Raw genomic sequence first — 25512 nt, forward strand, 5'->3', positions numbered from 1 at the left:
CCCATCTGGTCCCCTTAAATCCCGATTTATCGCAGTGCAGGGACTGGGTTTATCTCAACTCCCTTCATTTTGCGCAGGGTTTTGTGGGATTTGCGCCTGCATACACGCGCCGCGCCGTGGCGTCGCTCTTTTTCCACCGGGTGGAAACCCTGAATATTCCCCCTGCCGTTCCCCCGCAGAATGTTCGGGTCCCAAAGCGCACGGCGTTCACGCCGGCCTTTTCGGGAGGGAGCGTTACATCGTCCAGGACGATCCATAAAACAAAGGAGGGTTGCGATGAAAAGCACGTCAGTTCCACCCGCGCCGTCGGCCGCCACCAGCACCTGCGCCGGCACACCCATCACCCTGCCCCCGACCTTGCCGCCCAGCCCCTGCTGCTGCGACAGCGATCCGGTGGCCGGGCTCCAACAGCTGTTCGTGGACTATTTCCAGGGCAAGGGCATGGCGGCGGGCCGCGACCCCGCCACGCGGCCGGTGTTCCTGCGCCTGCACGGCGTGGCGCATGGCCAGTTCACCATCGATCCGAATCTGCCATCCGAGCTGCGGGTCGGCGTGTTCGGACAGGCGCCGCAGTACCCGGTGTGGGTGCGCTTCTCGGCCGACGTGCAGCCCGGCAACCCCGACCTCAAGGGCACCACGGGCATCGCGATCAAGCTGTTCGGGGTGCAGGGGCGCAAGCTGCTGGAGCCTGATCAGGACGCCACCACGCACGACTTCATCCTGCAGAACCACGATGTGTTCTTCACCGACACCGCGCGGGACATGTGCGAGTTCACCTGCGAATCGCTGCACGGCCGGGGCGATGCCTACCTGAAGGCGCACCCCGTCACCGCGCAGATCCTGAACGACATGGAAAAGACGGTGGACTCCGTGCTGGCCACCGACTACTGGAGCGTGCTGCCCTCCTGCTTCGGCCAGGGCCGCTTCGTCAAATACAAGATCGAGCCGGTGCAGGCGCCGCCGGCCGACGCGCCGCCGGACTTCGACGACCCGTTCTACCTGCGGGCCGATCTGCATGCCCGCCTGCGCAAGGGCCCGGCGCGTTTTCGCTTCCTGGTGCAGTTCCAGACCAACGACCATGACATGCCGCTCGACGCCGCCACGGTGCGCTGGAGCGAGCAGGCCAGCGTGCCGATCGAAGTCGGTATCCTGGAGCTGCCCCAGCAGGACCTGGATGCCCGCGGCCAGTCGGGCTACGGCGAAAACCTGGCCTACAACCCCTGGCATGCCCTGCCCGAGCACATGCCCATGGGCAGCATCGCCGAGGCGCGCAAGGCCGTGTACCGGGCCTCGTCCGAAAACCGCCGCAACGTGAACGGCGTGCCGCTGGGCGAGCCCGTGGTGCCCCGTCCGGCGCAGTACGCGCCCGGCGTGGACTACCCCGCCGCGAAGGACACGCGCATCGTGCGCGCCGCCATCCACCCGGCCATCGGCATCGCCCGGGTGGGCAATAGCGAGACAGCGTTCTATCTGGGCCCTCAGGTGGTGAACCCGCCGCCGCAGCCCCAGGGCTTTTACCGCGATGCCACCGGCGCGCTCAAGCGCGAGGCCGCGCAGTTCCGCATCTACGGCTACAACGCCGCGGGCGACGTGGTGCGCGAGCTGACCGCCGACTGGGCCGACATCGAATGGTCCGTGCACGTCGCCAACAGCAAGGCGGCCTGGTACCAGTGGCAGATCGCGCTCGACATTCCGGAGGCGGCCAAAACCCAGCTGCCGCTGCGCAATGCCAAGAACGCCGCGCGCGACACGCTGGTCATCGACGCGGGCGTGCAGCGCATCGCGGGCCGCAACGCGGCGTCGGTGCCCTGCACCGGGCAGTTCACCGGCGTGCCGGTCAAGATCGGCGAGCTGCAGACCGACGCCAGCGGCCGGCTGGTGTTCCTGCCCGGCCACGGCGTCTCGGCCTCGCCCACGGGCAGCCCGATCTTCAACCCGGCCGACGGCGACTCGTTCATCAACGCCGACGGCTGGTACGACGACACCTGCGACGGCCCGGTCTCGGCCACGGTGCGCATCGAGGGCCAGGACATCCCGGTGGAATCCGCCTGGGTGGTGACCGCCCCGCCCAACTACGCACCGCAGGTCAAGACCCAGCGCACGCTCTACGACCTGCTGCAGGACCTGTACGTCCAGGCCGGCTGGCTGCCCGCGCCGGCCACGATCTCGTTCGCCGACGACGTGTACCCCATCCTGCAGCGCCTGTCGGGCCTGCAATGGGTGAACCAGGGCTTCGCCACCCTGTTCGGCCACCAGGGGCAGTACGACTTCGAGAACCCCGCGCTGATCGAGCGGCTCTCCGCCCTGCCCCCCGCAGGCGGCTATGACCCCAACGCCGAGCTGCGCCGGCAGGTGTTCAACAGCTTCCGCCCCCCAGCCCACCGGACGGCAACCAGATGCCCTGGCCCTGGCTGTACGGCGATGCGATGACGGTGCCCGCAGGCCAGAGCCCGCGCCAGAACGCCAGCATCAGCCAGACGCAGAGCAATGTGCTGGCGCGCTGGGTGCAAGGCGACTTCGTCTCCGACTGGGATGCCGGCCGCCAGCTGCCGGCCAGCATCGACGCGGTGCCGCTCGCGCAGCAACCCGCCACGCTGGACCGGGCGGCGCTGGAGTTCTGCCTGGCCGACGCCTTCCACCCCGGCTGCGAGATGACCTGGCCCATGCGCCATCTGACGCTGTACAGCCGCCCGTTCCGCATCCGCCAGCGTCCGGCGGGCACGGCCGAGCCCAGCTATGGGCCCACGCTCGACCAGGCCACCGCGCTGTCGGCCCGGGGGCCGCTGTATGCCCAGGGGCCCGGCGACATCAACCGCTGGATGGGCCTGCCCTGGCAGGCCGACACGGCCTACTGCCGGGCGGGGTACGACACCGCGTACGACCCGTTCGCGCCCACCTTCTGGCCGGCCCGCGTGCCCAACCACGTGCTGACGGCCGAGGACTACGCCATCGTCGTGGACCGGCAGCAGCCCATGGCCCGGCGCATCGAGGCGTTCTCCAACCGCACCAGCTGGAACAAGCCGCTGCACGGCACCACGGCCGGGCAGATGGAAGAAATGGTGCGCATCTTCGGATCGATGGGGCTCGTGGAAGTGCGCCCGGGCGTGCCGGACGATCCGGCCTTCCCGGCGCAGATGATGGTGGCGTCTTACGGCCCCGATGTCTCGGCCGCCGACGCCGCCAGCCTCAGCGACGCCGCGCTGGCCGCGCAGACCCGCCTGCTGGGCGCCGCTGCCGTCGAAAGCGACGCGGCCGATGCCACCGCCCCCATCCACCCGAAGGCGCGCCCGCTGCCGCACGGCGCCAATTTCGGCTCGCACGCCGAAGCCCGGAACGCGCCGCTGCCGGTGCGCCGCCGGCCGCCGGGCGGCTGAGCGCGTGTCCCGCCTGGAAACCGCGCAGGCGTTCGACGTGGCCATCGCTGGCGGTGGCCCTGCCGGCGCGGCCTGTGCCATTCCCCTGGCCCGCGCCGGCCTGCGCGTGCTGCTGGCCGACGGCGGCGGCGATCGGGCCTTTCGCATCGGCGAGGGCCTGCCGCCACCCGTGCGCAGCCTGCTGGGGGAGCTTGGCGTGCTTGATCGCGTGCTGGCGGACGGCCACCGCCCCAGCTACGGCACCCTCGCCTATTGGGGCGGATTGGCCGGCCACGCCAACGACACCCTGCGCCAGCTGCATGGCAATGGCTTGCAGCTGGACCGCGTGCGCTTCGACGCCACGCTGCGGGCCGCCGCCAGCGAGGCGGGCTGCACGGTCGCGCTTTCCACCCACCTGCAGTGCGACGATGCGCAGGGCGCCAATCCCGCCAGCAGCACCGGCACCGCCTCGGCAGACCCGCAGGAGGCATCCGGCCCGCTGCACCGGCTGCAGCTGCGCCGCGCGGGCGAATCCCTGTCGCACGTGACGGCGCACTGGCTGATCGACGCCAGCGGCCGCATGGCCACCCAGGCCTGCCGGCTGGGTGCGCGCCGCCGCCACTACGACCGGCTGCTGGCCTTCTACCAGCGCCTGCGCACCGACAGCCATACCGATCTGGACGGCCGCACCTGGGTCGAGGCGGTCGAAGACGGATGGTGGTACAGCGTGCTGCTGCCCAGCGGCGAGCGCGTGGTGGCCTTCCTGGGCGATGCCGACCTGCTGGACCGCCGCACCCTGCTGGACGACGATGGCCTGTGGCAGCACCTGCAGCACACCACCCACCTGGGCGCGCTGTGCGCCGAGCACGGCTATCGCCCCCACGGCGCGGTGCAGGGAGCCGATGCCTGCAGCGCCGAACTCGACTGCGCGGCCGGCGAGCGCTGGCTGGCGGTGGGCGACGCCGCCCTCGCCTTCGACCCGCTGTCGTCCAAGGGCATCGGCAACGCGCTCTATACCGGCATGCGCGCGGCACAGGCGGTGCTGGCGCACGGGGCGGGCGACCTGCAGGCGCCGCAGCGCTATGCCGACCACCTGCGGGATATCCACCGGGTGTACCGCAAGCAGCTGCAGGGCTTCTACGCGATGGAAACACGCTGGCCCGGTTCCGCCTTCTGGGCGCGCCGGCAGGCGGGCCACCCTGTCGCGCAGGGGGCAGTGCCGGGCACGCCGGGCGGCAAAGCGGTGGCTACACTGCCTTGGCCGCCCGCGCAGCCGACGGCCACCGGCCGCGAGAACCCATCCAACGGAATCCCGCCACCGCCCTGGTGAAAATTGCGCAGGCAGCTATCGAAAACATAGCGTCATCGGAGGCTTCATGCGCGTGCAAGGCAAATCCATCATCGTCACCGGCGCCGGCAACGGCATCGGCGAAGGCATCGCCAAGCGGCTCGCGGCCGAGGGCGGCCGGGTCATCGTCAACGACATCCAGGCCACCGGGGGCCAGCGCGTGGCGGCCGAGATCCGCGCCGCGGGCGGCACGGCGGACTTCTTCGCCGCCGACGTCACCCGGTCTAGCGACATGAAAGCCCTGGTGGACGAGGCCGTGCGCCTTCATGGCCGGCTCGACGTGGTCGTGAACAACGCCGGCTGGACGCACCGCAACCGCCCCATGCTGGAGGTGAGCGAGGAAGAGTTCGACAAGGTGTATGCCATCAACGTCAAAAGCCTCTACCTCTCGGCCATCCACGCCGTGCCGGCCATGCGCGCCAACCCGGGCACAACGGGCGGCAGCTTCATCAACATCGCCTCCACCGCCGGCCTGCGGCCCCGCCCGGGCCTCACCTGGTACAACGGGTCGAAGGGCGCGGTCATCACCACCAGCAAGTCGATGGCGGCCGAGCTGGGCCCCGACAACATCCGCGTGAACTGCATCAACCCCGTGTTCAACCCCGACACGGGCCTGGCCGCCGAGTTCGCCGGCGGGCCGGTGGACGACGCGCGCCGCGCCCAATTTCTCGCCTCGATTCCGCTGGGGCGTTTTTCCACCGCGCTCGACGTGGCCAACGCGGCGCTGTACCTGGCCAGCGACGAAGCGGCCTTCGTGAGCGGCGTGTGCATCGAGGTGGATGGCGCCCGCTGCGTCTGATCGCTGCCGGCCGACAGCGGCGCGGCCCATTGCGCCGATAACCCTACCGCACCCCATGCGGCAAAATCGACCCATGGCTGAACGTGTCATCCCCCTGGTGGACCAGCGCATCGCTGCGCTGCGCCCCGCCGTGCCGCAGGGCCTGTCCGGGATTCCATCGGGATGGCTGACCGACACGCTCGCTCGCCCGCTGCGGGACCTGCGCATCAGCGTGACCGACCGCTGCAACTTCCGCTGCGCGTACTGCATGCCCAAGGAGGTGTTCGACAAGGACTACCCCTATCTGCCGCACAGCGCGCTGCTCAGCTTCGAGGAAATCACCCGCCTGGCCCGCAGCTTCGTCGACCACGGCGTGCGCAAGATCCGGCTCACGGGCGGCGAGCCGCTGCTGCGCAAGCACCTCGAAAACCTCGTCGGCATGCTGGCGCAGCTGCGCATGCCGGACGGCACGGCGCCCGACCTCACGCTGACCACCAACGGCTCGCTGCTCGCGCGCAAGGCCCAGGCGCTCAAGGACGCCGGGCTGAACCGCCTCACGGTGAGCCTGGACAGCCTGCAGGACGCGGTGTTCCGGCACATGAACGATGTGGACTTTCCGGTGGCCGAGGTGCTGGCCGGCATCGACGCGGCACAGGCCGCGGGGTTCGCGCGCATCAAGGTCAACATGGTGGTCAAGCGCGGCACCAACGACCACGAGATCGTGCCCATGGCGCGGCACTTTCGCGGCACGGGCGTGACGCTGCGCTTCATCGAATACATGGACGTGGGCGCCACCAACGGCTGGCGAATGGACGAGGTGCTGCCATCCGCCGACGTGATCGAGCGGCTGCAGGCCCACCTGCCCCTGGTGCCCCTGCCCGAACAGGCCCCCGGGGAAACCGCCCGCCGCTGGGGCTACGCCGATGCCACCGGGCGCCACGACCCGGCGCTGGGCGAGGTGGGCGTGATCGGCAGCGTCACGCAAGCGTTTTGCGGCGACTGCAACCGCGCCCGCCTGTCGATGGAAGGCAGCCTCTACCTGTGCCTGTTCGCCACCCAGGGCTGGGACCTGCGCAGCCTGCTGCGCGGCGGTGCCACCGATGCCGACATCGCCGCCGCCATCGCCGGCATCTGGAACGGCCGCGGCGACCGCTATTCGGAGCTGCGCAGCAGCCTGCCTGCGGACACCGGCCAGGGCGCGCGGCGGGTGGAAATGAGCTACATCGGCGGCTGACGCATGGATGACGCCACCCGCATCACCGGGCTGGTGCTGGCCGGCGGCCAGGGCTCGCGCATGGGCGGGCAGGACAAGGGCCTGCAGCCCTTCCAGGGCGTTCCGCTGGCGCTGCATGCGCTGCAGCGGCTGCAGTCCCAGGTCGGCCCGCGGCTCGTCAGCGCCAACCGCCACCTCGACCGCTACGCCACCTTTGGTGTCCCGGTCGTGACCGATGCCGAGCCCGGCCACGCCGGGCCGCTGGCGGGTTTTCTGGCCGGCCTGTCGCGCTGCGAAACCCCGTGGCTGCTCACCGTGCCCTGCGACACGCCGCTGTTTCCGCCCGATCTGGCCCGGCGCCTGATGGCCGCGGCGTGGGCCATGGACACGGCAGGCGGTCCTGCGGATCTGGCCATCGCCGCCGCGCCGCAAGCCGATGGGCCGGCCACCGACGCCCTCCACCCGGGCGCACCGGGCCCCGCTCTCCTGCGCACGCAGCCGGTGTTCTGCCTGCTGCGGGCCTCGCTGCGCGAGTCGCTCGCGCAATTCATGGCGGGCGGCGGCCGCAAGATCGGCGCCTGGATCGCCCAGCACCCGTGCGCCGTGGCCGCCTTCGACCAGCCCGGCGACGACCCGCTCGGCTTTTGCAACGCCAACACCCTGGCCGAACTGCACGCGCTCGAACGCGCGCTCGCCCCATGACCCCTGACCCCTTCCGGATCGACGTGCTCGGCACCGCGCACCTGCATGCCTACAAGGCCCTGCGCGACGAGGCGCTGCGCTGCGCGCCCGAGGCCTTCACCTCCGACCACGCCAGCGCGGTGCTGCGCCCGGCCCAGTCGTATGCCGAGCGCTTCGGCGCGCCCGCCACGGGCACCTTCTTCCTCGGGGCGTTCGCCGCGGACGGCCAGTTGCTCGGCAGCATCGGCTGCGAGCGCGAGGCCCGCCTGCAGCAGCGCCACTGCGCCAGCGTGGTGGGCATGATGGTGGCGCCGCACGCGCAGCGCGGCGGCGTCGGACGCGCGCTGGTGCAGGCCTGCGTGCAGCTCGCCGAGCAGGTGGCCGGGCTGGAACAGCTGGTGCTGACGGTCACCGCCGCCAACACCCACGTCGTGCGCCTGTACGAGCGCGCGGGCTTTCGCGCCTGGGGCCTGCTGCCGCGCGCGGTGGTCATCCAGGGCATCGGGCACGACAAGCTGCACATGGTGCGGTGGCTGCCGGCCTCTCCTCTTTTTTCTGCCGCATGAAGACCCTTGCACAGATCGCCGCCGGCCTGCCCGGCTACGACGCCCACGCCCTGGGTGCCGAGGCCGTCACCGCATTCCTCGAACAACTGGTGCAGCCGGTGGCCGGCACCGAAACCGTGGCGCTGTCCGCGGCGCTTGACCGGGTGCTGGCCTGCGACCTTGTCTCGCCCATCAGCGTGCCGCCGCACGACAACTCGGCCATGGACGGCTATGCATTCGACGGCTCGGCATTGCGCGCCGGCCAGCCGCTGTCGCTGCGGGCGGCCGGCACCGCCCTGGCCGGCAGGCCCTGGGCGGGCCGTGCCGCACCCGGGGAATGCGTTCGCATCATGACCGGCGCCGTCATGCCGCCAGGGCTGGACACGGTGGTGCCGCAAGAGCTGGCCACCGTGCAGGGCGGCACCGTGCACCTCGCGGCCGACGCGGTGCAGCCCGGCGACCACCGGCGCCGCACGGGCGAAGACCTGGTGCAGGGCGGCGTGGCGCTGGCCCGTGGCGAGCGGCTCACCCCCGCCGCGCTCGGCCTGGTGGCCAGCCTGGGCCTGCCCACCGTCACCGTGTTGCGCCGCCTGCGCGTGGCGTGCTTTTCGACCGGCGACGAGTTGCTGGCCCCGGGCGACGCCCCGCGCGAGGGCGCCGTGTACGACAGCAACCGCTACGCAATCATCGGCCTGCTGGCCCGTCTGGGCGTGGAGCCGATCGACCTGGGCGTGGTGCCCGATTCGCCCGCGCAACTCGAAGCCGCGCTGCGCCAGGCAGGGCAGCAGGCGGATGCCGTCATCACCAGCGGGGGCGTGAGCGAAGGCGATGCGGACCACCTGCGCTCTGCGGTGCAGCGGCTGGGCGACGTGGCGTTCTGGCAAGTCGCCATGCGGCCCGGCCGGCCGATGGCGGTGGGGCGGCTGCGCAGCGAGCACGCCTCAGGAGCAGATGCCGAAATGGCCTTCAGCACAATCAGTACTAGGGCATATAGCTATGAAAATAATAGCAAACCCGTTTCAACCAACGGGACCCTCTGGTTCGGCCTGCCCGGCAATCCCGTCGCCGTGATGGTGGCCTTCCTGGCGTTCGTGCGGCCTGCGCTGCTGCGCGCCATGGGCTGCACCCGCGCGGCCCCGCCCCTGCTGCGCGCGGTGACCACCGAGCCGCTGCGCAAGAAGGCCGGCCGCACCGAGTACCAGCGCGGCATCGTCAGCACCGCGCCGGATGGATCTCTGCAGGTGCGCACCACCGGCCACCAGGGCTCGGGGATGCTCCATTCGATGGTGCAGGCCAACGGCCTCATCGTGCTGCACCCGCCCCGGGGGCCGGTGGCCGCGGGGGAGACCGTGGACGTGATGATGTTCGATGGCGCGCTGTGAACCGCCTGCCAGTCCGGTCCCACAGCCCGGCGGCGCATGCGCCGGACGCCGTGCCTGCGGGCACAGGCCTATGCTGAAAGACAGGTTCCCCCGGCCAACCCCGCCGGGCCAACCCACGCCCTCCCTATAACAACATGACAAGGACCCCATCGCCATGACCTATTGCGCCCGCCACCTCGAACAGCCCCCCGCCCGCGAAGACGTGGACCGCCTGGCCGGTGCCACGGTGCTGGAGTTCGGAACGCCCTGGTGCGGCCACTGCCAGGGGGCGCAGCCGTTCATCCAGGCCGCGCTGGAGAGCCGGGACGATGTGGCCCACGTCAAGGTCGAGGACGGACCGGGCCAGCGCCTGGGCCGCAGCTTCGGCGTGAAGCTCTGGCCGACCCTCGTCTTCCTGCGCGACGGCAAGGAGGTGGACCGCGTGGTGCGGCCCCAGGGACCGGAGCCGCTGCAGGCCGGCCTGCAGGCGATCACGCCCGGGGCCTGACGGACGCAGGCCTGGCGGACGCGGGCCTCGACGGCGGCCTCAACCGCGCCCGAGCGCCTTGTCCACACCTTTTTTGGCCAGGGCATCGGCGCGCTCGTTGCCCGGGTCGCCCGCATGGCCCTTCACCCAGCGCCAGTCGATCACATGGCCGCCCTGGGCCACCAGATCGTCCAGCCGCTTCCACAGCTCCACGTTCTTGACCGGCTGGCCGGCGGCCGTGCGCCAGCCCTTTTTCTTCCAGCCCTGAATCCACTCGGTGATGCCCTTGCGCACGTACTGGCTGTCCAGGAACAGCGTCACCTCGCACGGCCGCTTGAGCGCGCCCAGGGCCTCGATCACCGCGAGCAGCTCCATGCGGTTGTTCGTCGTGCCCAGCTCCCCCCCGAACAATTCCTTTTCCAGCGCGCCCGAACGCAGCACCACCCCCCAGCCGCCAGGGCCCGGATTGCCTTTGCAAGCCCCGTCGGTATAGATCACAACCTGATTCAAAAACGTTACTCCCGTCCATCCACATGAAAGGCCGGCCCGCCATCGCGGACCGTGCCGCGATTGGCCACCGGCACCGGCGCCGCAGCGCCCTTGGGCGCGCGGCGCCAGGGCGCGCCCAGCAGCCGCACGCCGTGCACGCGCTTGACCGCCACCACCACATAGGCGGCCCCGAGTATCGGCCACCAGCGGGCCCCCAGTCCGTCCATCCAGTCGAAACGCTCCAGCCAGGGCGCGCTGCGCACCGCCGGCCGGTAGCAGCCGAAGCTGACCGACTCGACCTCGAAATTGAGCAGCCGCAGCCAATCGCGCAGCCGCCAGTGGCCGATGAACTCGCCCACGTCGGGCAGATACAGCCGCCCGCCCGCACCCAGGCGCTGGTACAGCCGCGCCCGGCGCTGGCGCAGGCCCCACAGGCTCACGGGATTCAGTCCGCTGATGACCACCCGCCCCTCGGGCACCAGCACGCGCTGCACCTCGCGCAGCGCGGCATGGGGGTCGATGCTGAGTTCCAGCGCATGCGGCAGCAGCACCAGATCGAGGCTGTTCTCCGAGAAAGGCAGGGCCACCGGATCGGCCAGCAGGGCGGGCTCGCCCGGTTCTCCGCCCCCCAGGGCCCCGGCCGCGTGCCAGCCGGCCGCCTCGTCGGTCCACAGCAGGGTTTCTTCCGCGCCCAGCGCCAGCCAGCGGTGGGGCATGCGGTTGGCGCGCAGCCCCTGCAAACCCGGCATTCCGAGCTGCAGGGCGTGGTAGCCGAAGATGTCGGCCACCAGCTCGTCATAGCGTTCCTGCTCCCACGCCAGCAGGTATCGGCCGGGGGAAGAGTCGAACCAGTGGTGCAAACCTATAATTTCATCGCTCATGAACTTGCTGCCGCTGCCCGCCTTTACCGACAACTACATCTGGATGCTGCACGACGCGCAGGCTGCGGTCGTGGTCGATCCGGGAGAAGCGGGCCCGGTGTTGCAGGCATTGCAAACCCTGGACCTGCCATTGCAGGCGATTCTAGTCACGCACCACCATGCCGATCATGTCGGCGGCGTGCCGGCGCTGCGCGAGGCCACCGGCGCCCGCGTCTTCGGCCCCGCGCACGAAACCGTGCCCGAGCCCATCACCCGCCTGGTGCAGGGCGACACGGCCGAGGTGCTGGGCCTGCGCTTCCAGGTTTTCGACGTGCCCGGCCACACGGCGGGGCACATCGCCTACTACGCCCCCGATGTGAACGGCGCCCCCGTGCTGTTCTGCGGGGACACCCTGTTTTCCGGCGGCTGCGGCCGGCTGTTCGAAGGCACGCCCGCGCAGATGCAGGCGTCGCTCGACACCCTGGCCGCGCTGCCAGGCGACACCCGTGTGTGCTGTGCACACGAGTACACGCTGTCCAACCTGAAGTTCGCCCGGGCGGTGGAGCCCGGCAACGGGGCGCTGCGGCAATACACCCACGACTGCGAGGCGCTGCGGCAGCAGGGCCTGCCCACGCTGCCCTCGCGCCTGGCCACCGAGCGCGACATCAACCCTTTCCTGCGCACGCGGCAACCCACGGTGGCCCAGGCCGCCCGGGCCTTCGATGCGCAGGTCGATCCCCAAGATGCAGTGGCCGTTCTCGCGGCGCTGCGCCAATGGAAAAACGAGTTTCAATGAAAATTTTGCACATCCTGGGCCTGGCAAGCGTGGTCTGGCTCACCGGCTGCGCCACGCAAGGCACCCCGCCCGGAAGCGCCGCGAACAAGGACGGTTCTGCGCCGGCCACCACCGACACCTCGTCTTCTTCCCACACCCCCCTGATCCCCTCCGGGCCGCTGCAGCCCATCTCGGCCGTGCAGGCCAGCAACGGCGAGGTGGCATCGCTCTACGCGCCCTCCGACCTGTGGGACCGCATCCGCCGCGGTTTCGCCATGCCCGACCTGGACCAGGACCTCGTGCGCGACCGCGAGCAGTGGTACGCCACGCGCCCCGACTACATGCAGCGCATGACCGAGCGCTCGAGCAAATACCTGTTCCACATCGTCGAAGAGCTCGAACTGCGGGGCATGCCAACCGAACTGGCCCTGCTGCCCTACATCGAGAGCGCCTTCAATCCGCAGGCCGTCTCCAGCGCCAAGGCCGCCGGCATGTGGCAGTTCATGCCGGCCACCGGCAGCGACTACCAACTCAAGCAGAACGCCTTCCGCGACGACCGCCGCGACGTGCTGGCCTCCACGCGCGCCGCGCTCGACTACCTGCAGCGCCTGTACGGCATGTTCGGCGACTGGCACCTGGCGCTGGCCGCCTACAACTGGGGCGAAGGCAGCGTGAGCCGGGCCATCGCCCGCAACCAGAAGCTGGGCCTGGGCACCAGCTACACCGAACTCACCATGCCGGCCGAAACCCGCATGTACGTGCCCAAGCTGCAGGCGGTGAAGAACATCGTCGCCAACCCGCAGGCGTTTCGCACCGAATTGCCGCTCATCGAAAACCACCCTTACTTCCAGACGGTGGACATCACGCACGACATCGATGTCTCGCTGGTGGCCAGCCTGGCCGGGGTGCGCGAAGAGGACTTCCGCGCACTCAATCCCTCGCTGCACCGCCCCGTGATCCTGGCCGCGGGCATGCCGCAGATCCTGCTGCCCTGGGACAACGCCAAGGTGTTCCTCAAGAACCTGGAAGCCCACCGCGAAGGCCAGTACGCCAGCTGGACGGTCTGGAGCGTGCCCACCACCATGACGGTGGCGACCGCCGCCCAACGCGTCGGCATGAGCGAGAACGACCTGCGCAGCGTGAACCGCATTCCGCCACGCATGATGATCAAGGCGGGCTCGGCCCTGATGGTGCCCCGCGCCACCACCACGCGCCAGGACGTGTCCAGCCAGGTGGCAGACAACGGGCAGGTCGCTTTCACGCCGGAAATCGTCACGCGGCGCACCACGGTGCGCGCCGGCAAGCGCGACTCGGTCGCCAGCATCGCCAACCGCTACAAGGTGAGCGCCGCCAACGTGGCCGAATGGAACGACGTCAAGGCCAACGCCGCTTTCAAGGCCGGCCAGCAGGTCGTGATGTATCTGCCGGTGAAGCTGGCCGCCACCTCGTCCGCGCGCCCGGCCATCAAGCAGACCTCCACGCGCGGCGCCAAGGCCCCTGCGGCCCCCACCCGCAAGGGTGGAACGCCCTCGCGCAAGAAGCGCTGAGCGGCAGCCGGGCCGAACCAAGGCATTGCCCCGGAGAGGCTGGCCGTCCAGCGCTTGCGCGGGGCGCGCCCGGCAACTTTGCGCTTCAGAGGCGCAGGTTGTGCATGCCGACCAGTCCCAGCACGCCCATCACGATGAGGTACAGGGCCACGATGTAATTCAGCAGGCGGGGCATGACCAGGATCAGGATGCCTGCGATCAGGGAAACGAGGGGGCCGATACTGAGGTTCAGCGACATGGAGAGATCCTTGTTGGAGTGATGGAATGAAGGAGCGCAATCGGTGCGTTGCAGCGCCGAGGCAAGACCGCCGCTGGCGCCCCGTCGACTCTAGCGCCACACCCTTGCCGCCGTGTGTCGGACAATTCAGCCAAAGTGCCGGCCGCCCCCGGCACGGCACCGTGTGCCCCCCACCCTTCAGGCGTTGAACTTCTGCTTGGCCTTGCGCGCGAATTCGTTCGTGAACGTGCGCCCGAGATCGATCTTGAGCGGCGCCAGTTCGGATCGCAGGCGGGCCACCACCCGTGCCGCATTGGCCGGGCCGTCATCGGGCATGAGGCCGTCGGGCGAGAAGGTGTCGCGTACCTTGTGGAATGCCGCCAGGTAGGCGCCCCGCTCGCCCAGCAGGTAGCCGGACGGCACGGCGCGCACCAGGTCGGCCGGGCTGGCCGTCTGCAGCCATTTGAGGGCATGGACCATGGCATTGGCCAGGGCCTGCGAGCGGGCCGGCTGCTTTTGCACGAACGACTGCGGCGCATAGAGGCTGGCGGCCGGCATGCTGCCGCCGAACAGCTCCTGCGACCCTTTGAGCGAGCGCGTGTCGCACAGCACCCGCACCTCGGCGCGCTGCTCGAGCGCGCTGACGATCGGGTCGGCATGGCACAGCGCATGCACCCGCCCCTGTCGCAGCGCGGCCACCGCCCCGAGGGCGGAGCCCACGCCGACGAAGGACACCTCGTCCAGCGGCGCGCCGTCCCGCGACAGCATCAATTGCGCCACATGGTGGGTGGAAGACCCCAGGGCCGACACGCCCACGCGCATGCCCTTGAAGCGGCTCACGCTCTTGACGGGCCAGGCGCGCGCCGATGCCGCCAGGGCCAGCTGCGGCGCCCGCCCCTGCAGCACGATGGTGCAATAGCTGCGGCCCAGCAGCTGCTGGCGCAGCACGTGGTCGTATGCGCCCGAGCACACATCGGCCTCGCCGTCCTGCAGTGCCTGCAGGGCCAGGGCACCGCCCGGGTAGTCCTGAACCACCACGTGCAGCCCCTCGGCCCGGAAGAACCCCAGCTCCTGGGCGATGGTCAGCGGCAGGTGATATAGCAGCCCCGAGCCCCCGACCGCCACCCGAAGCGGACCGGTCCCGGCCTTGAACGGGGACGGCACCGCCGAGGCATCCGCGCCCACCCATCCCGCCATCGAGAGGGCGGAAAAGGTACCGAAGTGACGGCGGCGGATGCGAGGAAAATCCATGGGGAAAAAGCGAATTCAAGAAAATGCTGCAGTGCAGCAATCGTGCCACCGGTGCGCAGCGGCCCCGTCAGGGCAATCCCTGAGGGACATGGAAGGAAAGTCGGGTTAGTGCGATGGGTACCAGGGCGATCCAGGCCAGTGGATCGCCGCGGCACCACCACCGCGGCGCCTCAGCGGTAGCCGATGAAGAGAATGGCGATGTTGACCACCAGCGCCCCCAGCCACACGGCGCTGCGGGCGGTGGGCAGGTCGGACACGTACATCATCACGTAGAAGACGCGCAGCATCACGAAGAGGAACGCCAGAATATCGAGCAGCGTCTGACCGGCCCCCAACTGGTGCGCGATCACCACCGCACCGATGAAGAACGGCAGCGACTCGAAGGTGTTGGACTGCGCAGCCAGCGCGCGGGCGCGCCAGTCGGTCTGCCGAGCGGCCCATCCTCGCGGATCGCGGTTGTCGGACACTTGGAAGCTGCCGCGCTTGGCGATCAGGGCGCACACAGTGGGCAGCAGCGCCATCAGCAGCACACACCAGTAGGCGACGGTGAAATGCGCCACATGCAGGGAGTTCATGGTTAAAGCCTTTTCATGCTCCAGCGCAACTGAATATTGCGCTGGCAGCTATCAATTTTATAGTGTCATCGGCGATCGACCAGCGCATGCGCGATGGTGCCCAGGTCCACGTATTCCAGTTCGCTGCCCACCGGGACGCCCCGCGCCAGCCGGGTCACATGCAGCCCCCGGCTCTTGAGCGCCTCGCTGATGACATAGGCCGTGGCCTCGCCCTCGGCCGTGAAATTGGTGGCCAGGATCACCTCCTGCACCACGCCATCGGTGGCCCGCTCCATGAGCTTTTGCAGCCCGATGTCCTTCGGCCCCACCCCGTCCAATGGCGACAGCCGCCCCATGAGCACGAAATACAGTCCGCGAAATGCCGCCGTGCGCTCCAGCGCGGCCTGATCGGCGGGGGTTTCCACCACGGCCAGCCGGCTGGCATCGCGTTCCGGGTCCAGGCACGTGTCGCACACCGCCGCTTCGGTGAAGGTGTGGCAGCGTTCGCAGTGGTGCACCGACACCGTCGCCTCATGAAGCGCCCGCGACAGCACCTCGGCCCCTTCGCGGTCGTGCTGAAGCAGATGAAAAGCCATGCGCTGCGCCGACTTCACGCCCACGCCCGGCAGACGGCGCAGCGCCTGGACCAGGGCATCGAGGGAATTGGTGTCGGACATGCAAGGCGCCGTTCAAGAATCAGAGAGACATGCCCGCGAAAGGCATGGAAAAGGTGCGGCGCGCCCGGCGGCCGCAAACGAAAGGCAAGCGACGATCCGGCCCCTGTCCCAGGCCATCCACCGAGGCTCCAGCCGCTGCAGTCGCACGGGCAGGGACGGCCGTCTGTGTCAGAAAGGGAACTTCATTCCGGGAGGCAGGCCCGGCATGCCCGCGGTCAGCTTGCCCATCTTTTCCTGCGAGGTTTCCTCGGCCTTGCGCACGGCCGCATTGAAGGCGGCTGCCACCAGGTCTTCAAGCATGTCCTTGTCATCGGCCAGCAGGCTGGGGTCGATGGTCACGCGCTTGACGTCGTGCTTGCAGGTCATGAGCACCTTCACCAGGCCCGCGCCGGATTCGCCTTCCACTTCGATGTTGCCGAGTTCGTCCTGGGCTTTCTTCAGGTTGTCCTGCATGGCCTGGGCCTGCTTCATGAGGCCGGCGAGTTGTCCCTTGTTGAACATGTGAGTTTTCCTTTTCTGATGGGAATGAAGGGGAGGCTTGAATGAATGAGCGAATGAACCGTGTGACAGAGGGCAACGCCTTCCGTCACGCCGGCTTGATGCTGCCCGGCACGATCTTGGCGCCGAAGTCCCGCACCAGCGTCTGCACGTAGGGGTCGTTGTGCACGATCTCCTCGGCCACGCGCTGGCGCTCTGCCGCCGCGGCCGCATTGCGCCGCGCCGGGCTGTCGATGACCACGCCCAGTTCGACGCTGATCTGGGTCGCATGGCCCGCGGCCTCCAGCGCCGCCCGCAGGCGCTCGCGCGCCACTGGCTGGTTGAGCGATTCACGCTCCACGCGCAGCAGCCAGTGTCCGGCGTCGCGCGCCACCAACTGGGACTGCAGGGCCAATTCCCGCACCAGCGCCGCAATGGCTTCGGCAGCCACGAGTTGCTGCACGGTGGCGTGCCAGACATCGCCCTCTTCCGTGGCCGTGTAGCGGGCGGATGCAGGAAGGGAGCCCGTCGGCGCGAGGGGCTGCAGGCGCGCGCCCGGCTCGGGCGACGTGCGCACGGGGATCGCCATGTACTCCGGCGAAGACGGCGCCGGCGCCACCGGTCGTTGCGCAGGCGCTGGCACGGGTGCAGGTGGGGCCGCCGCGCGGCGGAAATCCTCGGGCGAATGGACCGGCAGCCGCACAGGGGCCGCTGCCGGCCCCGGCTCGCCGGGAGGGGTCTGCGCCGGCGCCGAGGCGTCTTCCCACGGGGGGGTGGAATCGGGCGCGGGCACCGGTGTGGCTGCGACGGACGGTTCCGTCGCGGCCACAGCGGAGTTGGCGGCCTGCGCCGGCGTTGCAGGCTCACCCGCATCGCGCGCCGAGTCGGCCGCCGGCCGCTGCAATGGCATCGCATCGGGGGCGGTTGCCACCCGGCTCGCGGGCTGTGCGGGTGCCGGATCAACCGGCGTCAGAGTTTTTTTTTCAGCCGAAGGGGCTGGGGCTGCCGCGCCATCCGCCGGCTTGAAGGCCAGCAGCCGCAGCAGCGCCATGGTCAGCGCCGCGTATTCGTCGGGGGCCAGCCCCAGTTCGGCACGGCCGTGCAGGCAAATGCTGTAGAGCAGCTGGGTTTCGTCCGCGGGCATCTGCGCGGCCAGGCGGGCGATTTCCACGGCCTCGGGGTCGTTGGCATCCAGCGCCTGGACCATGTTCGGCACGGCCTGCATGACGGCCATGCGCTGGAGCACCGCGCTCATCTCCTCCAGCGTGGAGGCGGCAGACAAGCCGTTCAAGCGCAGGGCATCGGAGGTTTCCACCACCGTGCGGCCATCGCCCTGGGCCAGGGCTTCGATCAGGCGGAACACGTACGACCGGTCCACGCTGCCCAGCATCTGGCGCACGCCCGCTTCCTGCAACTGGCCGCTGCCGAACGCGATGGCCTGGTCGGTGAGCGAAAGCGCATCGCGCATCGAGCCCCGCGCCGCACGCGACAGCAGGCGAAGCGCCTGGGGTTCGGCCGGCACGTTCTCCTGCGCCAGAACGCGTCCCAGGTGCTCGAGCACCGTCTCGGGCGCCATCGGGCGCAGGTTGAACTGCAGGCAGCGCGAGAGCACCGTGACCGGCACCTTTTGCGGATCGGTCGTGGCCAGCACGAACTTGAGGTATTCGGGCGGCTCTTCCAGCGTCTTCAGCATGGCGTTGAACGCCGTGTTGGTGAGCATGTGCACTTCGTCGATCATGAAGACCTTGAAGCGCCCCTGCACCGGCTTGTAGACCGCCTGCTCCAGCAGGCCCTGCACTTCGTCCACACCACGGTTGGAGGCGGCATCGAGTTCGGTGTAGTCCACGAAGCGGCCGCTGTCGATGTCGGTGCAGGCCTGGCACACGCCGCAAGGGGTGGCCGTGATGCCGCCCTGCCCGTCCGGGCCCTGGCAATTGAGCGACTTGGCCAGGATGCGCGACACCGTGGTCTTGCCCACGCCGCGCGTGCCGGTGAAAAGATAGGCATGGTGCAGCCGCTGCTGCGTGAGCGCATTGGACAGCGCCTGCACCACATGCTCCTGGCCCACCATCTCCGAGAAGGTCTTGGGACGGTATTTGCGGGCGAGCACGAGGTAAGACATGGGGGGATTCTATGTGGCCGGGCGCGCCCTCCCGGATCGCCGGGGTACCGATTCCACACCGCGCCCCGCTGTCAGGCCACCGTGGCCAACACCTGTACGGCGCGCAGGGTCGGCCGGGCCAGAACCTCCTGCTTTATCGCCTACAATCGGCGGTGACGGGCCTCCCCGCATGGTGAAGCAGCCAACCGGGTCAGGTGGGGAACCAAGCAGCCCTAACTGTAGAGTCAGTGCCGGGGGTAAGGCTCGTCAACTATCTTTCCAGCCATCCCTGCCATGCCATCACGGCCCCTGGCGCAGGGCATGTCCCCCAAGAAGCCCACCCCGCGGCTTCTTTCCCTTTCCGACACCTTCGCGGCATCCGGCTTGGTCGGTTTTCTGACCGGCGAGCGCCGCTTGAGCACCCACCGCTCGCAGCCCAGGCCTGCCCACCCTGTGCGCCCCCTGCAACGCGCGCGTTCCACCCCAACCCATGAAAACAGGCAATGGCCCATTGGTTCGGCATATTCCGTGCTTTCCTGCCAACCCCGTCCCGTGCCATGGCTGCTTTGATCGAGTGGCGCATGCCCCAGGGAAGCCAGACCGGTCCGCTCCGACTGTCATGCCAAGCCCGCCGTTCAAGGGTTAAGGCCCCAGGCGGCTTGCCAAAATGTTCACATTTAGCATTTTCAAGTTACCATTTGTTTCTTTTGAGGAACCGATATGGCAGAAGGTCAAGCGCAAGGAACCGCCTACCTGTGCGACACGGCTGATGCGCCACCGGCGGCCGATCCGGCGCGTGTCGCCAGTGCCAGCCCGTCTGTGATCGATGAAAAGTCCAACGCCAAGCCGCTGGACCAGTTCACGTTCGAAAAGATGCGGCGCGTCAACGGCTCCCTCCTTGCGTTCGGCTCCCTGGGCTGGCTGGCGGCGTGGTGGACGGCTGCGCCCACCTACCACTACGACAACATCCTGTTCGCCCTGCTGGCGATCGCCTTCTACTGTTGCATCATCACATCGATGTTCGCCAGCACCCCTGGCAGGGTCGTGCTAGCCGCCTTGCCGGCCTGTGGCCTGCTGGCCCACGGGTTCTGGCTGCTTTCGGTGCCGAGCCCGGTCGGGGTCTACTTCTGCCTGGCCCTGGGGGTGGCCTTCACGTTGCTGATCGCCTTCATGTTCATTTCGACATGGCAGTACCTGGCATCAGTGGCCGTCATCTGGCTCGCGTTCGGGCACGGCGATTTCCAGCAGATGCGTTCCGCGCATGACCCGGTCTGGAGCATGCTGATCGTCACCCTGTCGTCGCTGTGCGGAATGCTGCTGAACATGGCCCTCTTTCGCCTGCGGGAAGACAGCCACCGGCAGCAACTGGAACTGGAAACCCTGGCCTACCAGGATGCGCTGACCGGCCTGGCCAACCGCCGCAGCCTGCTCAAGCACATGCAGTCGCTGCAGGACGCGGGGTACATCGAAGGCCTGTATTTCATGATGATCGACATCGATGACTTCAAGTCGATCAACGACCAGTTCGGGCACGACCAGGGCGATGTGGTGCTGAAGGACGTGGCGTCGGCACTGAAGCGGCAGGCCGGCCGGCACCTGTGCGGCCGCCTGGGCGGCGAGGAGTTCGGCGTGGTGGTGGATGCCGCCACGTTGCCCGAGGCCTGCGAACTCGCCCAGGCGCTGGTCGCCACCGTGAACACGCTGTACGCGGTGCCGGCCGACCACCCTGCGTTTCAGGGCCGCCGGCTGTCCATCAGCGCCGGCCTGACCCGCGGAGAGGCGGACTGCACCACCTCCGAGCTGATCCGGCGCGCGGACCTGGGGCTTTACCGGGCCAAGCGCGAAGGCAAGAACCGTTTCTGCATGCACTTCGGCCCCGATGGCGACTCAGGCGCGCCGGCGCCGGCACCGGCCACGCCCCTGGCCCAGGGCGCCTGATCAGGTCCGCTGCAGCCAGGCCTTGGCGCCTTCGGCCGCCGCCATGCCACTGGCCATGCAGGCGGTCATCAGGTAGCCGCCCGTGGGGGCCTCCCAGTCCAGCATTTCGCCCGCGCAGAAAACACCGGGCAGGGCCTTAAGCATGAGGCGGCCATCCATCGCCTCGAACGGCACCCCGCCCGCGGTGCTGATGGCCTCGTCCAGCGGCCGGGCCGCGCCCACGGTGATGGGCAGCGCCTTGATGGCCTGGGCCAGGGCGGCGGCATCGTTCATGCCCTCCTTGCCCAGTTGCTCGTACAGGATGCCCATCTTGATGCCGTCCAGCCCCAGTCGGCTCTTGAGGTGGCTGCTGAGGCTGCGGGCACCGCGCGGATGGCGCACTTCCTTGAGCACGCGCTCTGGCGTGTGGTCGGGCAGCAGGTCCAGCGTGAAGGTGGCGTGGCCGTGCGCCTCGATCCCGTCGCGCAGCAGGCTGGAGACAGCGTAGATCAGGCTGCCCTCCACGCCGGTGGCGGTGGCCACGAACTCGCCCCGGCGGCTGAACGTGCGCCCCTGGTGGTCGGAGAAATGCAGCGCGACCGATTTGAAGGGCTGCCCGGCAAAGCGCTCAGTGAAATGCGGCGTCCAGCCGGCCGGATCGGGTGCCCGCCCGATCAGCTCGCGCAGGAATTCCCGCCGCGTCTCGCCGGCCGGTGCGCCACCGGCACGCACCGTGTCGAAGCCGCAGTTGGCCGGGCGCAGCGGGGTCACCGGCACGCCCTTTTCGGACAGCAGCGGCACCCACGCGCCATCGGAGCCCAGCCGGGCCCAGCTGCCGCCACCCAGCGACAGCACCACGGCCCGTGCCTGCACCGGCACCAGGCCCGCAGGGCTGGTGAAACCCAGTGTCATTGGAGTCGCATCGCCGTCCTGCGCGGCGGCTGGGTCGCTCCAGCCCAGCCAGCGGTGGCGCATGTGGAACACCACTCCCTGGCCGCGCAGGCGATGCAGCCAGGCACGCAGCAGCGGCGCGGCCTTCATGTCGGAGGGGAACACCCGGCCCGAGGTGCCGACGAAGGTCTCCACCCCCAAGCCCTGCGCCCAAGCGCGCACCGCATCGGCGCCGAAGGCCTGCAGCAGGGGCTCGATGGCGGCGCGGCGCTCGGCGAAGCGGGCCGCGAACGGCTCGAACGCCTCGGAATGCGTGAGGTTGAGCCCCCCCTTGCCCGCCAGCAGAAACTTGCGCCCCACGGAAGGCATGGCGTCGAACAAATGCACGGCCAGGCCGCCACGGGCCAGCACTTCGGCCGCCATCAGGCCGGCGGGGCCGCCGCCGATCACGGCGACATCACAGGCCAGCACGGGGGCGATCGATTCGGAAACAGTCATCTTCAACCTTTGCTTTTGAAACATCGGGGCGCGGCGCCGCAAGCAGAGAGCCTGCAGCGCGCCGCGCCATCAAAACAGAGCGCCCTGCACCGGAGCCGGAGCCGGCGGTGGCGGTGGCGGTGGCGGTGGCGGTGGCGGTGGCGGTGGCGGTGGCGGTGGCGGTGGCGGTGGCGGTGGCGGTGGCGCAGTCTCGCTGCCCACCTCCACCATCCGCCCGTCGCCGGTGAGGAACGCCGCGCGCACCACGTGGCTCGGCATCTGGGCCTGAACGGCTTCGCGGTAGCGCGCCAATTGGGCCATCAGATGGGGGCGGCGCTCAGGGTCCACCGCGCTTTTGTAGTCGAGCACCCACCACACCGGCTCGCCGCCGGAATCGACGCGCCGCACCAGACGGTCGATGCGCAAGGTCTGCCCGGCGTGGACGATGGTGGCCTCGTTCACCGCCCGGTCCACCGCGTCGGCCTGCCATGCCCATGCGCCCTGGCCGCCCAGGATGCGCTGGGCCATCTCGGCGGCCAGGGTGGCGGACTCCGGCGCCAGGTCGAAGTCTGCCGCCAGCCGTGCCAGCCGCGTGGCGGGCCATCCGCCGCCGGAAGGGGCCGGCCCGCCGGCGCTTGCCATGGCGGCCTGCTCCAACAACTGGTGCATGGCCTCGCCCTGGCGCGATGCCGGGGTGGATACGGCCACCGCAGGAACGGCCGGGCCATCGGGCTCCGGCTTCAGCGGCGGCGACCAGGCCGGCAGTTCGGCCAGCAAGGCATGGTCCTGCGCCCGCCCATCGTTTTGCGGCAATGATGCTTCGCCGGCCGGTTCAGCCAAGACGTTCTCGTCCTCATCCTGCAGCAGGGGCGCCAGCCGGTTCCACCAACTGCCGGGCGCCGAGGACGAGGGTTGCACCGACGAGACCGCCAGGCAGTGCTTGGCCCGCGTCATGGCCACGTACAGGGTGTTGAGTTCTTCGCGCTGTCGCTCGGCCTGTTCGGCGGCCAGCATGTCCACCGCGCTGGGCGGCGGCGTGCTTTCGCTGGCGAGGAACACGAAGCGGCGCGGCAGCGGCTCTTCGCCCGGCCAGTCCACCAGCACGCCCATGGTCTCGGCCTTTTGCGGGCGGGTGTCGGTGTCCAGCAGCAGCACGCTGTGCGCTTCCAGGCCCTTGGCGCCGTGCACGGTGAGCAGGCGCACCGCCTGCGCGTCCACCCGGCCCGGCGCGCGCTGGCCGGCGCGCTTCATCGCCCGGACGAAGGCGTAGGGCGTGAGATAGCGCCCGCCGTCGATCTGCAGCGCGGCCGACAGCAGCGCGCGCAGATTGGCGAGCACGCTCGCGCGCTGGGTGGCGGGCGCGGCAGCGGCATAGCGGGCCAGCACGTCGCGGTGGGTGTAGAAGGCCTGCAGCGCGTCGTGGGGCGGCAATGCGTCGAACCAACCCTTGTACAGAGCCAAATCGGCTCCCAGCACAATAAATTCTAGGGCATGATGCTTACTTTTTAATAGCAAATCGAGCCAGCTGCATTCGAGGTTCTCCGGCTGGCGGCGCCACAGCGCCAGCCGCACGAGCGTGTCGTCGCCCACCCCGAACAGCGGCGAGCGCAGCGCGCGGGCCAGCGACAGGTCGTGACCCGGCGAGACCAGCGCATCCAGCAGCGCCACCACGTCCTGCACTTCGGGCGCCTCGGCCAGCTCGGCTTTTTCGGGCTGCACGCAGGGCAGGTGCAGGTCGCGCAGCGCGTCCTGCATGGCGGCCAGTCGGTCGCGCTTGCGGGCGAGCACCATCACCTCGCGCGGCGGCACGCCGTCGGCGATGCGCCCGGCCACCCAGCGGGCGGCCTGCGTGCATTCGCGCATGCGCAGGGTTTCCTCGGCCTCGTGCCGCGGCTGCGTGAGGCTGTCGCGCCACGCCATGGGGTCGAAGGCAGGGCCCGCGCCATCGTCGGGCGCGGTGATGGCAGGCAGGCGCAGCCGCATTCCCGGGTCGGTGGACTCGGTGGTGTGGTCGCGAAAGCCGGCGTATTCCCCCTGGCCCTGCGCGGCCTGCATGACGTGGTTGACCGCGTCGATCACGCCCGTGGCATTGCGGCGCGTGTGGTCGCAGCTCAGCAGGTCTCCGCCCAGGCCTTGGCGCACGAAGGCCTGCGCGGCCAGGAACACCTGCGGCTCGGCACGCCGAAAGCGGTAGATGCTCTGCTTGGGATCGCCCACGATGAACACGCTGGGCGCACGCCCCCCGCCCGCGCCCACATAGCCCGACAGCCAGGCGTGCAGCGCCTGCCACTGCAGCGGATTGGTGTCCTGGAATTCGTCCACGAGCAGATGCCGCACCCGCGCATCCAGTCGCTCCTGCACCCATCCGCTCAGCACCGGATCGGACAGCATGACGAGCGCCGTGCGCTCGACATCGTTCATGTCCACCCAGCCGCGATCGCGCTTGAGGGCAGCGAATGCAGCCACCAGGGCGCGCGTGAGCCGGGCCATGCGGTGGTGGTGGCCCCAAGCCTCGTGCTGGCGGCGTGCCAGGCACAGGCGCTGCAGCTCGGCCTCGGCTTCCTGCGCCGCGGCGAACTTCTCCAGGTTCTTGCTGAGCCGGTCTTCCTTGGCCACGAAGAAGGCGCGGCGCAAGCGCTCCAGGCGCTCGTGCGGGTCCTCGCACGCGAAGGCATCGACCACTGCGTCGGCCGCCTTTTGCGGGGTCTTGTTGGATTCGGCGCCCAGGGCGCTCGCGCGGCCCAGCCAGCGGGCGCGCACCGCATCGCCCTCCAGCGCGTGGGCCGGGCTGTCCAGCCCCTGCAGGTCGGGAAAGTGCGCATGGAACGGCGGGACCGAGGCGTCGATCACGCCGGCCGCGTCCGCCAGTTCGAACTCGATGCGCTTGGACAGCGCCGCGCCCAGGGCCTTGTGCGTCTGCGACCGCCCGTGCGAGGCCACTGCCGCGAGGTAGTCGGCATGCAGCGCGGAATCGTCGGCCACCTGCTGCAGGAACGGCGGCCAGACCTGGCGCACGGCCTCGGCGTCGTCCTCCAGCAGTTCGTAGTTGCCGGGCAGCCCGCGCGCGTGCAGCACCGCCAGCGGCGCCGTGCCCAGCAGCGCGGCGAACCAGCTGTGGAAGGTGCGGATCTGCACCGGCCGCCCGGATTCGAGCATCGAGCGGTACAGCGTCTGCAGCAGCGCGCGCTTTTCCAGGGCGCGATCGGGCGGGATGCCGCGGGCGACCAGTTCCCGGGCCAGGCGCTCGGGCTCGGCCTGGGCAAACTCTTCCAGCCATTCCTGCAGGCGCTGGCGCATCTCGCCCGCGGCCTTGCGCGTGAAAGTGATGGCCAGGATTTCGTGCGGCGCGCAGCCGTCCAGCAAGGCGCGCAGCATGCGGGAGACCAGCATCCAGGTCTTGCCCGCGCCCGCGCAGGCTTCCACCGCCACGCTGCGGTCCGGGTCACAGGCAATCGCATAAAACGCCTCGCGCGTGACCGGGCGGCCGTTGTGTTCGTAGGCGGCCAGCGTCAT

General features: G+C 69.8%; 22 protein-coding genes and 1 other RNA gene. 13 read left to right on the top strand and 10 right to left on the bottom strand.

All coding sequences use genetic code 11. The features are described 5' to 3' along the window. Positions 1-276 precede the first annotated feature (276 nt). The 9 genes from AVMA1855_RS15655 (at position 277) to AVMA1855_RS15695 (ending at position 9787) form a co-directional block, all read left to right on the top strand. A complete protein-coding gene (locus AVMA1855_RS15655; RefSeq protein ID WP_284426421.1) occupies positions 277-2430 on the top strand; it encodes a LodA/GoxA family CTQ-dependent oxidase in 2154 nt (717 codons plus the stop codon). Continuing rightward, positions 2397-3374: a LodA/GoxA family CTQ-dependent oxidase gene (locus AVMA1855_RS15660; RefSeq protein ID WP_284426422.1), complete on the top strand. Its 978-nt coding sequence runs from the start codon at positions 2397-2399 to the stop codon at positions 3372-3374. Before AVMA1855_RS15655 ends, AVMA1855_RS15660 begins: the two co-directional genes overlap by 34 nt. 4 nt (positions 3375-3378) lie before the next feature. Beyond that, positions 3379-4683, top strand: a complete 1305-nt coding sequence (locus tag AVMA1855_RS15665; protein ID WP_284426423.1) for an FAD-dependent monooxygenase — start codon at positions 3379-3381, stop codon at positions 4681-4683. A 46-nt stretch (positions 4684-4729) separates the two neighbouring features. Further along, positions 4730-5500: an SDR family oxidoreductase gene (locus AVMA1855_RS15670; RefSeq protein ID WP_284426424.1), complete on the top strand. Its 771-nt coding sequence runs from the start codon at positions 4730-4732 to the stop codon at positions 5498-5500. A 73-nt stretch (positions 5501-5573) separates the two neighbouring features. Next, a complete protein-coding gene (moaA, locus tag AVMA1855_RS15675) occupies positions 5574-6713 on the top strand; it encodes a GTP 3',8-cyclase MoaA (RefSeq protein ID WP_284426425.1) in 1140 nt (379 codons plus the stop codon). Positions 6714-6716: 3 nt separating this feature from the next. Continuing rightward, positions 6717-7394, top strand: a complete 678-nt coding sequence (gene mobA / locus AVMA1855_RS15680; RefSeq protein WP_284426426.1) for a molybdenum cofactor guanylyltransferase — start codon at positions 6717-6719, stop codon at positions 7392-7394. Next, positions 7391-7939: a GNAT family N-acetyltransferase gene (locus AVMA1855_RS15685; RefSeq protein ID WP_284426427.1), complete on the top strand. Its 549-nt coding sequence runs from the start codon at positions 7391-7393 to the stop codon at positions 7937-7939. Before mobA ends, AVMA1855_RS15685 begins: the two co-directional genes overlap by 4 nt. Beyond that, positions 7936-9300 (top strand): molybdopterin molybdotransferase MoeA, encoded by a 1365-nt coding sequence (moeA, locus tag AVMA1855_RS15690; protein WP_284426428.1) that lies wholly within the window; start codon positions 7936-7938, stop codon positions 9298-9300. The genes AVMA1855_RS15685 and moeA overlap by 4 nt, the downstream gene beginning before the upstream one ends. Before the next feature lie 154 nt (positions 9301-9454). Further along, positions 9455-9787 carry a thioredoxin family protein gene (locus tag AVMA1855_RS15695; protein ID WP_284426429.1) on the top strand — a complete coding sequence of 111 codons (333 nt, stop codon included), beginning with the start codon at positions 9455-9457 and terminating at the stop codon, positions 9785-9787. Between the two features lie 39 nt (positions 9788-9826). Here the strand turns inward: AVMA1855_RS15695 and rnhA are convergent, their stop codons facing one another. Both rnhA and AVMA1855_RS15705 read right to left on the bottom strand, forming a co-directional pair. Next, positions 9827-10276, bottom strand: a complete 450-nt coding sequence (gene rnhA / locus AVMA1855_RS15700) for a ribonuclease HI (RefSeq protein ID WP_284426430.1) — start codon at positions 10274-10276, stop codon at positions 9827-9829. A gap of 5 nt (positions 10277-10281) precedes the next feature. Further along, a complete protein-coding gene (locus tag AVMA1855_RS15705; protein ID WP_284403833.1) occupies positions 10282-11136 on the bottom strand; it encodes a class I SAM-dependent methyltransferase in 855 nt (284 codons plus the stop codon). Here AVMA1855_RS15705 and gloB point away from each other — a divergent pair. Then, positions 11135-11911: a hydroxyacylglutathione hydrolase gene (gene gloB / locus AVMA1855_RS15710; RefSeq protein WP_284426431.1), complete on the top strand. Its 777-nt coding sequence runs from the start codon at positions 11135-11137 to the stop codon at positions 11909-11911. The two genes, AVMA1855_RS15705 and gloB, sit on opposite strands and share 2 nt — an antisense overlap. Beyond that, on the top strand, positions 11908-13437 hold the full coding sequence (locus tag AVMA1855_RS15715) for a transglycosylase SLT domain-containing protein (protein ID WP_284403829.1): 1530 nt from the start codon (positions 11908-11910) through the stop codon (positions 13435-13437). The genes gloB and AVMA1855_RS15715 overlap by 4 nt, the downstream gene beginning before the upstream one ends. An 85-nt stretch (positions 13438-13522) precedes the next feature. Here AVMA1855_RS15715 and AVMA1855_RS15720 read toward each other — a convergent pair whose 3' ends face one another. The 6 genes from AVMA1855_RS15720 to dnaX all read right to left on the bottom strand — a co-directional run bounded on the left by AVMA1855_RS15720 (position 13523) and on the right by dnaX (position 18735). Further along, positions 13523-13675 carry a DUF3096 domain-containing protein gene (locus tag AVMA1855_RS15720; protein ID WP_272547845.1) on the bottom strand — a complete coding sequence of 51 codons (153 nt, stop codon included), beginning with the start codon at positions 13673-13675 and terminating at the stop codon, positions 13523-13525. 177 nt (positions 13676-13852) lie between these two features. Next, on the bottom strand, positions 13853-14905 hold the full coding sequence (locus tag AVMA1855_RS15725) for an ABC transporter substrate-binding protein (RefSeq protein ID WP_284426432.1): 1053 nt from the start codon (positions 14903-14905) through the stop codon (positions 13853-13855). 170 nt (positions 14906-15075) lie between these two features. After that, positions 15076-15480, bottom strand: a complete 405-nt coding sequence (locus tag AVMA1855_RS15730; protein ID WP_284426433.1) for an MAPEG family protein — start codon at positions 15478-15480, stop codon at positions 15076-15078. Between the two features lie 65 nt (positions 15481-15545). After that, positions 15546-16136: a recombination mediator RecR gene (gene recR, locus AVMA1855_RS15735; RefSeq protein ID WP_284400952.1), complete on the bottom strand. Its 591-nt coding sequence runs from the start codon at positions 16134-16136 to the stop codon at positions 15546-15548. Between the two features lie 168 nt (positions 16137-16304). Next, entirely contained in the window at positions 16305-16637 is a 333-nt protein-coding gene (locus AVMA1855_RS15740) for a YbaB/EbfC family nucleoid-associated protein (protein ID WP_272568985.1), read from the bottom strand. 85 nt (positions 16638-16722) lie between these two features. Continuing rightward, the gene (gene dnaX / locus AVMA1855_RS15745; protein ID WP_284426434.1) at positions 16723-18735 is read right to left on the bottom strand and encodes a DNA polymerase III subunit gamma/tau; all 2013 of its coding nucleotides are present in this window, start codon (positions 18733-18735) and stop codon (positions 16723-16725) included. A gap of 154 nt (positions 18736-18889) precedes the next feature. Between dnaX and ffs the strand changes: the two genes are divergently transcribed. Then, positions 18890-18986, top strand: an RNA gene (ffs, locus tag AVMA1855_RS15750) — signal recognition particle sRNA small type. 448 nt (positions 18987-19434) lie between these two features. Further along, entirely contained in the window at positions 19435-20652 is a 1218-nt protein-coding gene (locus AVMA1855_RS15755) for a GGDEF domain-containing protein (RefSeq protein WP_284426435.1), read from the top strand. Here the strand turns inward: AVMA1855_RS15755 and AVMA1855_RS15760 are convergent, their stop codons facing one another. Together AVMA1855_RS15760 and AVMA1855_RS15765 are read right to left on the bottom strand one after the other, a co-directional pair. After that, positions 20653-22020, bottom strand: coding sequence for a TIGR03862 family flavoprotein (locus AVMA1855_RS15760; protein ID WP_284426436.1), 1368 nt, complete (start codon positions 22018-22020; stop codon positions 20653-20655). Between the two features lie 69 nt (positions 22021-22089). After that, entirely contained in the window at positions 22090-25512 is a 3423-nt protein-coding gene (locus AVMA1855_RS15765) for a UvrD-helicase domain-containing protein (RefSeq protein ID WP_284426437.1), read from the bottom strand.

Origin of the sequence: Acidovorax sp. SUPP1855 (genome assembly GCF_030158955.1) — a bacterium.
GTDB lineage: Bacteria > Pseudomonadota > Gammaproteobacteria > Burkholderiales > Burkholderiaceae_C > Paracidovorax.

Bases quoted from the DNA above. Each gene is read 5' to 3' on its own strand.
- AVMA1855_RS15655 (WP_284426421.1), top strand. From the start codon at position 277: ATGAAAAGCACGTCAGTTCCACCCGCGCCGTCGGCCGCCACCAGCACC.
- AVMA1855_RS15660 (WP_284426422.1), top strand. From the start codon at position 2,397: ATGCCCTGGCCCTGGCTGTACGGCGATGCGATGACGGTGCCCGCAGGC.
- AVMA1855_RS15670 (WP_284426424.1), top strand. From the start codon at position 4,730: ATGCGCGTGCAAGGCAAATCCATCATCGTCACCGGCGCCGGCAACGGC.
- moaA (WP_284426425.1), top strand. From the start codon at position 5,574: ATGGCTGAACGTGTCATCCCCCTGGTGGACCAGCGCATCGCTGCGCTG.
- mobA (WP_284426426.1), top strand. From the start codon at position 6,717: ATGGATGACGCCACCCGCATCACCGGGCTGGTGCTGGCCGGCGGCCAG.
- AVMA1855_RS15685 (WP_284426427.1), top strand. From the start codon at position 7,391: ATGACCCCTGACCCCTTCCGGATCGACGTGCTCGGCACCGCGCACCTG.
- moeA (WP_284426428.1), top strand. From the start codon at position 7,936: ATGAAGACCCTTGCACAGATCGCCGCCGGCCTGCCCGGCTACGACGCC.
- AVMA1855_RS15695 (WP_284426429.1), top strand. From the start codon at position 9,455: ATGACCTATTGCGCCCGCCACCTCGAACAGCCCCCCGCCCGCGAAGAC.
- gloB (WP_284426431.1), top strand. From the start codon at position 11,135: ATGAACTTGCTGCCGCTGCCCGCCTTTACCGACAACTACATCTGGATG.
- AVMA1855_RS15705 (WP_284403833.1), bottom strand. From the start codon at position 11,136: ATGAGCGATGAAATTATAGGTTTGCACCACTGGTTCGACTCTTCCCCC.
- AVMA1855_RS15715 (WP_284403829.1), top strand. From the start codon at position 11,908: ATGAAAATTTTGCACATCCTGGGCCTGGCAAGCGTGGTCTGGCTCACC.
- AVMA1855_RS15720 (WP_272547845.1), bottom strand. From the start codon at position 13,675: ATGTCGCTGAACCTCAGTATCGGCCCCCTCGTTTCCCTGATCGCAGGC.
- AVMA1855_RS15725 (WP_284426432.1), bottom strand. From the start codon at position 14,905: ATGGATTTTCCTCGCATCCGCCGCCGTCACTTCGGTACCTTTTCCGCC.
- AVMA1855_RS15730 (WP_284426433.1), bottom strand. From the start codon at position 15,480: ATGAACTCCCTGCATGTGGCGCATTTCACCGTCGCCTACTGGTGTGTG.
- recR (WP_284400952.1), bottom strand. From the start codon at position 16,136: ATGTCCGACACCAATTCCCTCGATGCCCTGGTCCAGGCGCTGCGCCGT.
- AVMA1855_RS15740 (WP_272568985.1), bottom strand. From the start codon at position 16,637: ATGTTCAACAAGGGACAACTCGCCGGCCTCATGAAGCAGGCCCAGGCC.
- dnaX (WP_284426434.1), bottom strand. From the start codon at position 18,735: ATGTCTTACCTCGTGCTCGCCCGCAAATACCGTCCCAAGACCTTCTCG.
- AVMA1855_RS15755 (WP_284426435.1), top strand. From the start codon at position 19,435: ATGGCAGAAGGTCAAGCGCAAGGAACCGCCTACCTGTGCGACACGGCT.
- AVMA1855_RS15760 (WP_284426436.1), bottom strand. From the start codon at position 22,020: ATGACTGTTTCCGAATCGATCGCCCCCGTGCTGGCCTGTGATGTCGCC.
- AVMA1855_RS15765 (WP_284426437.1), bottom strand. From the start codon at position 25,512: ATGACGCTGGCCGCCTACGAACACAACGGCCGCCCGGTCACGCGCGAG.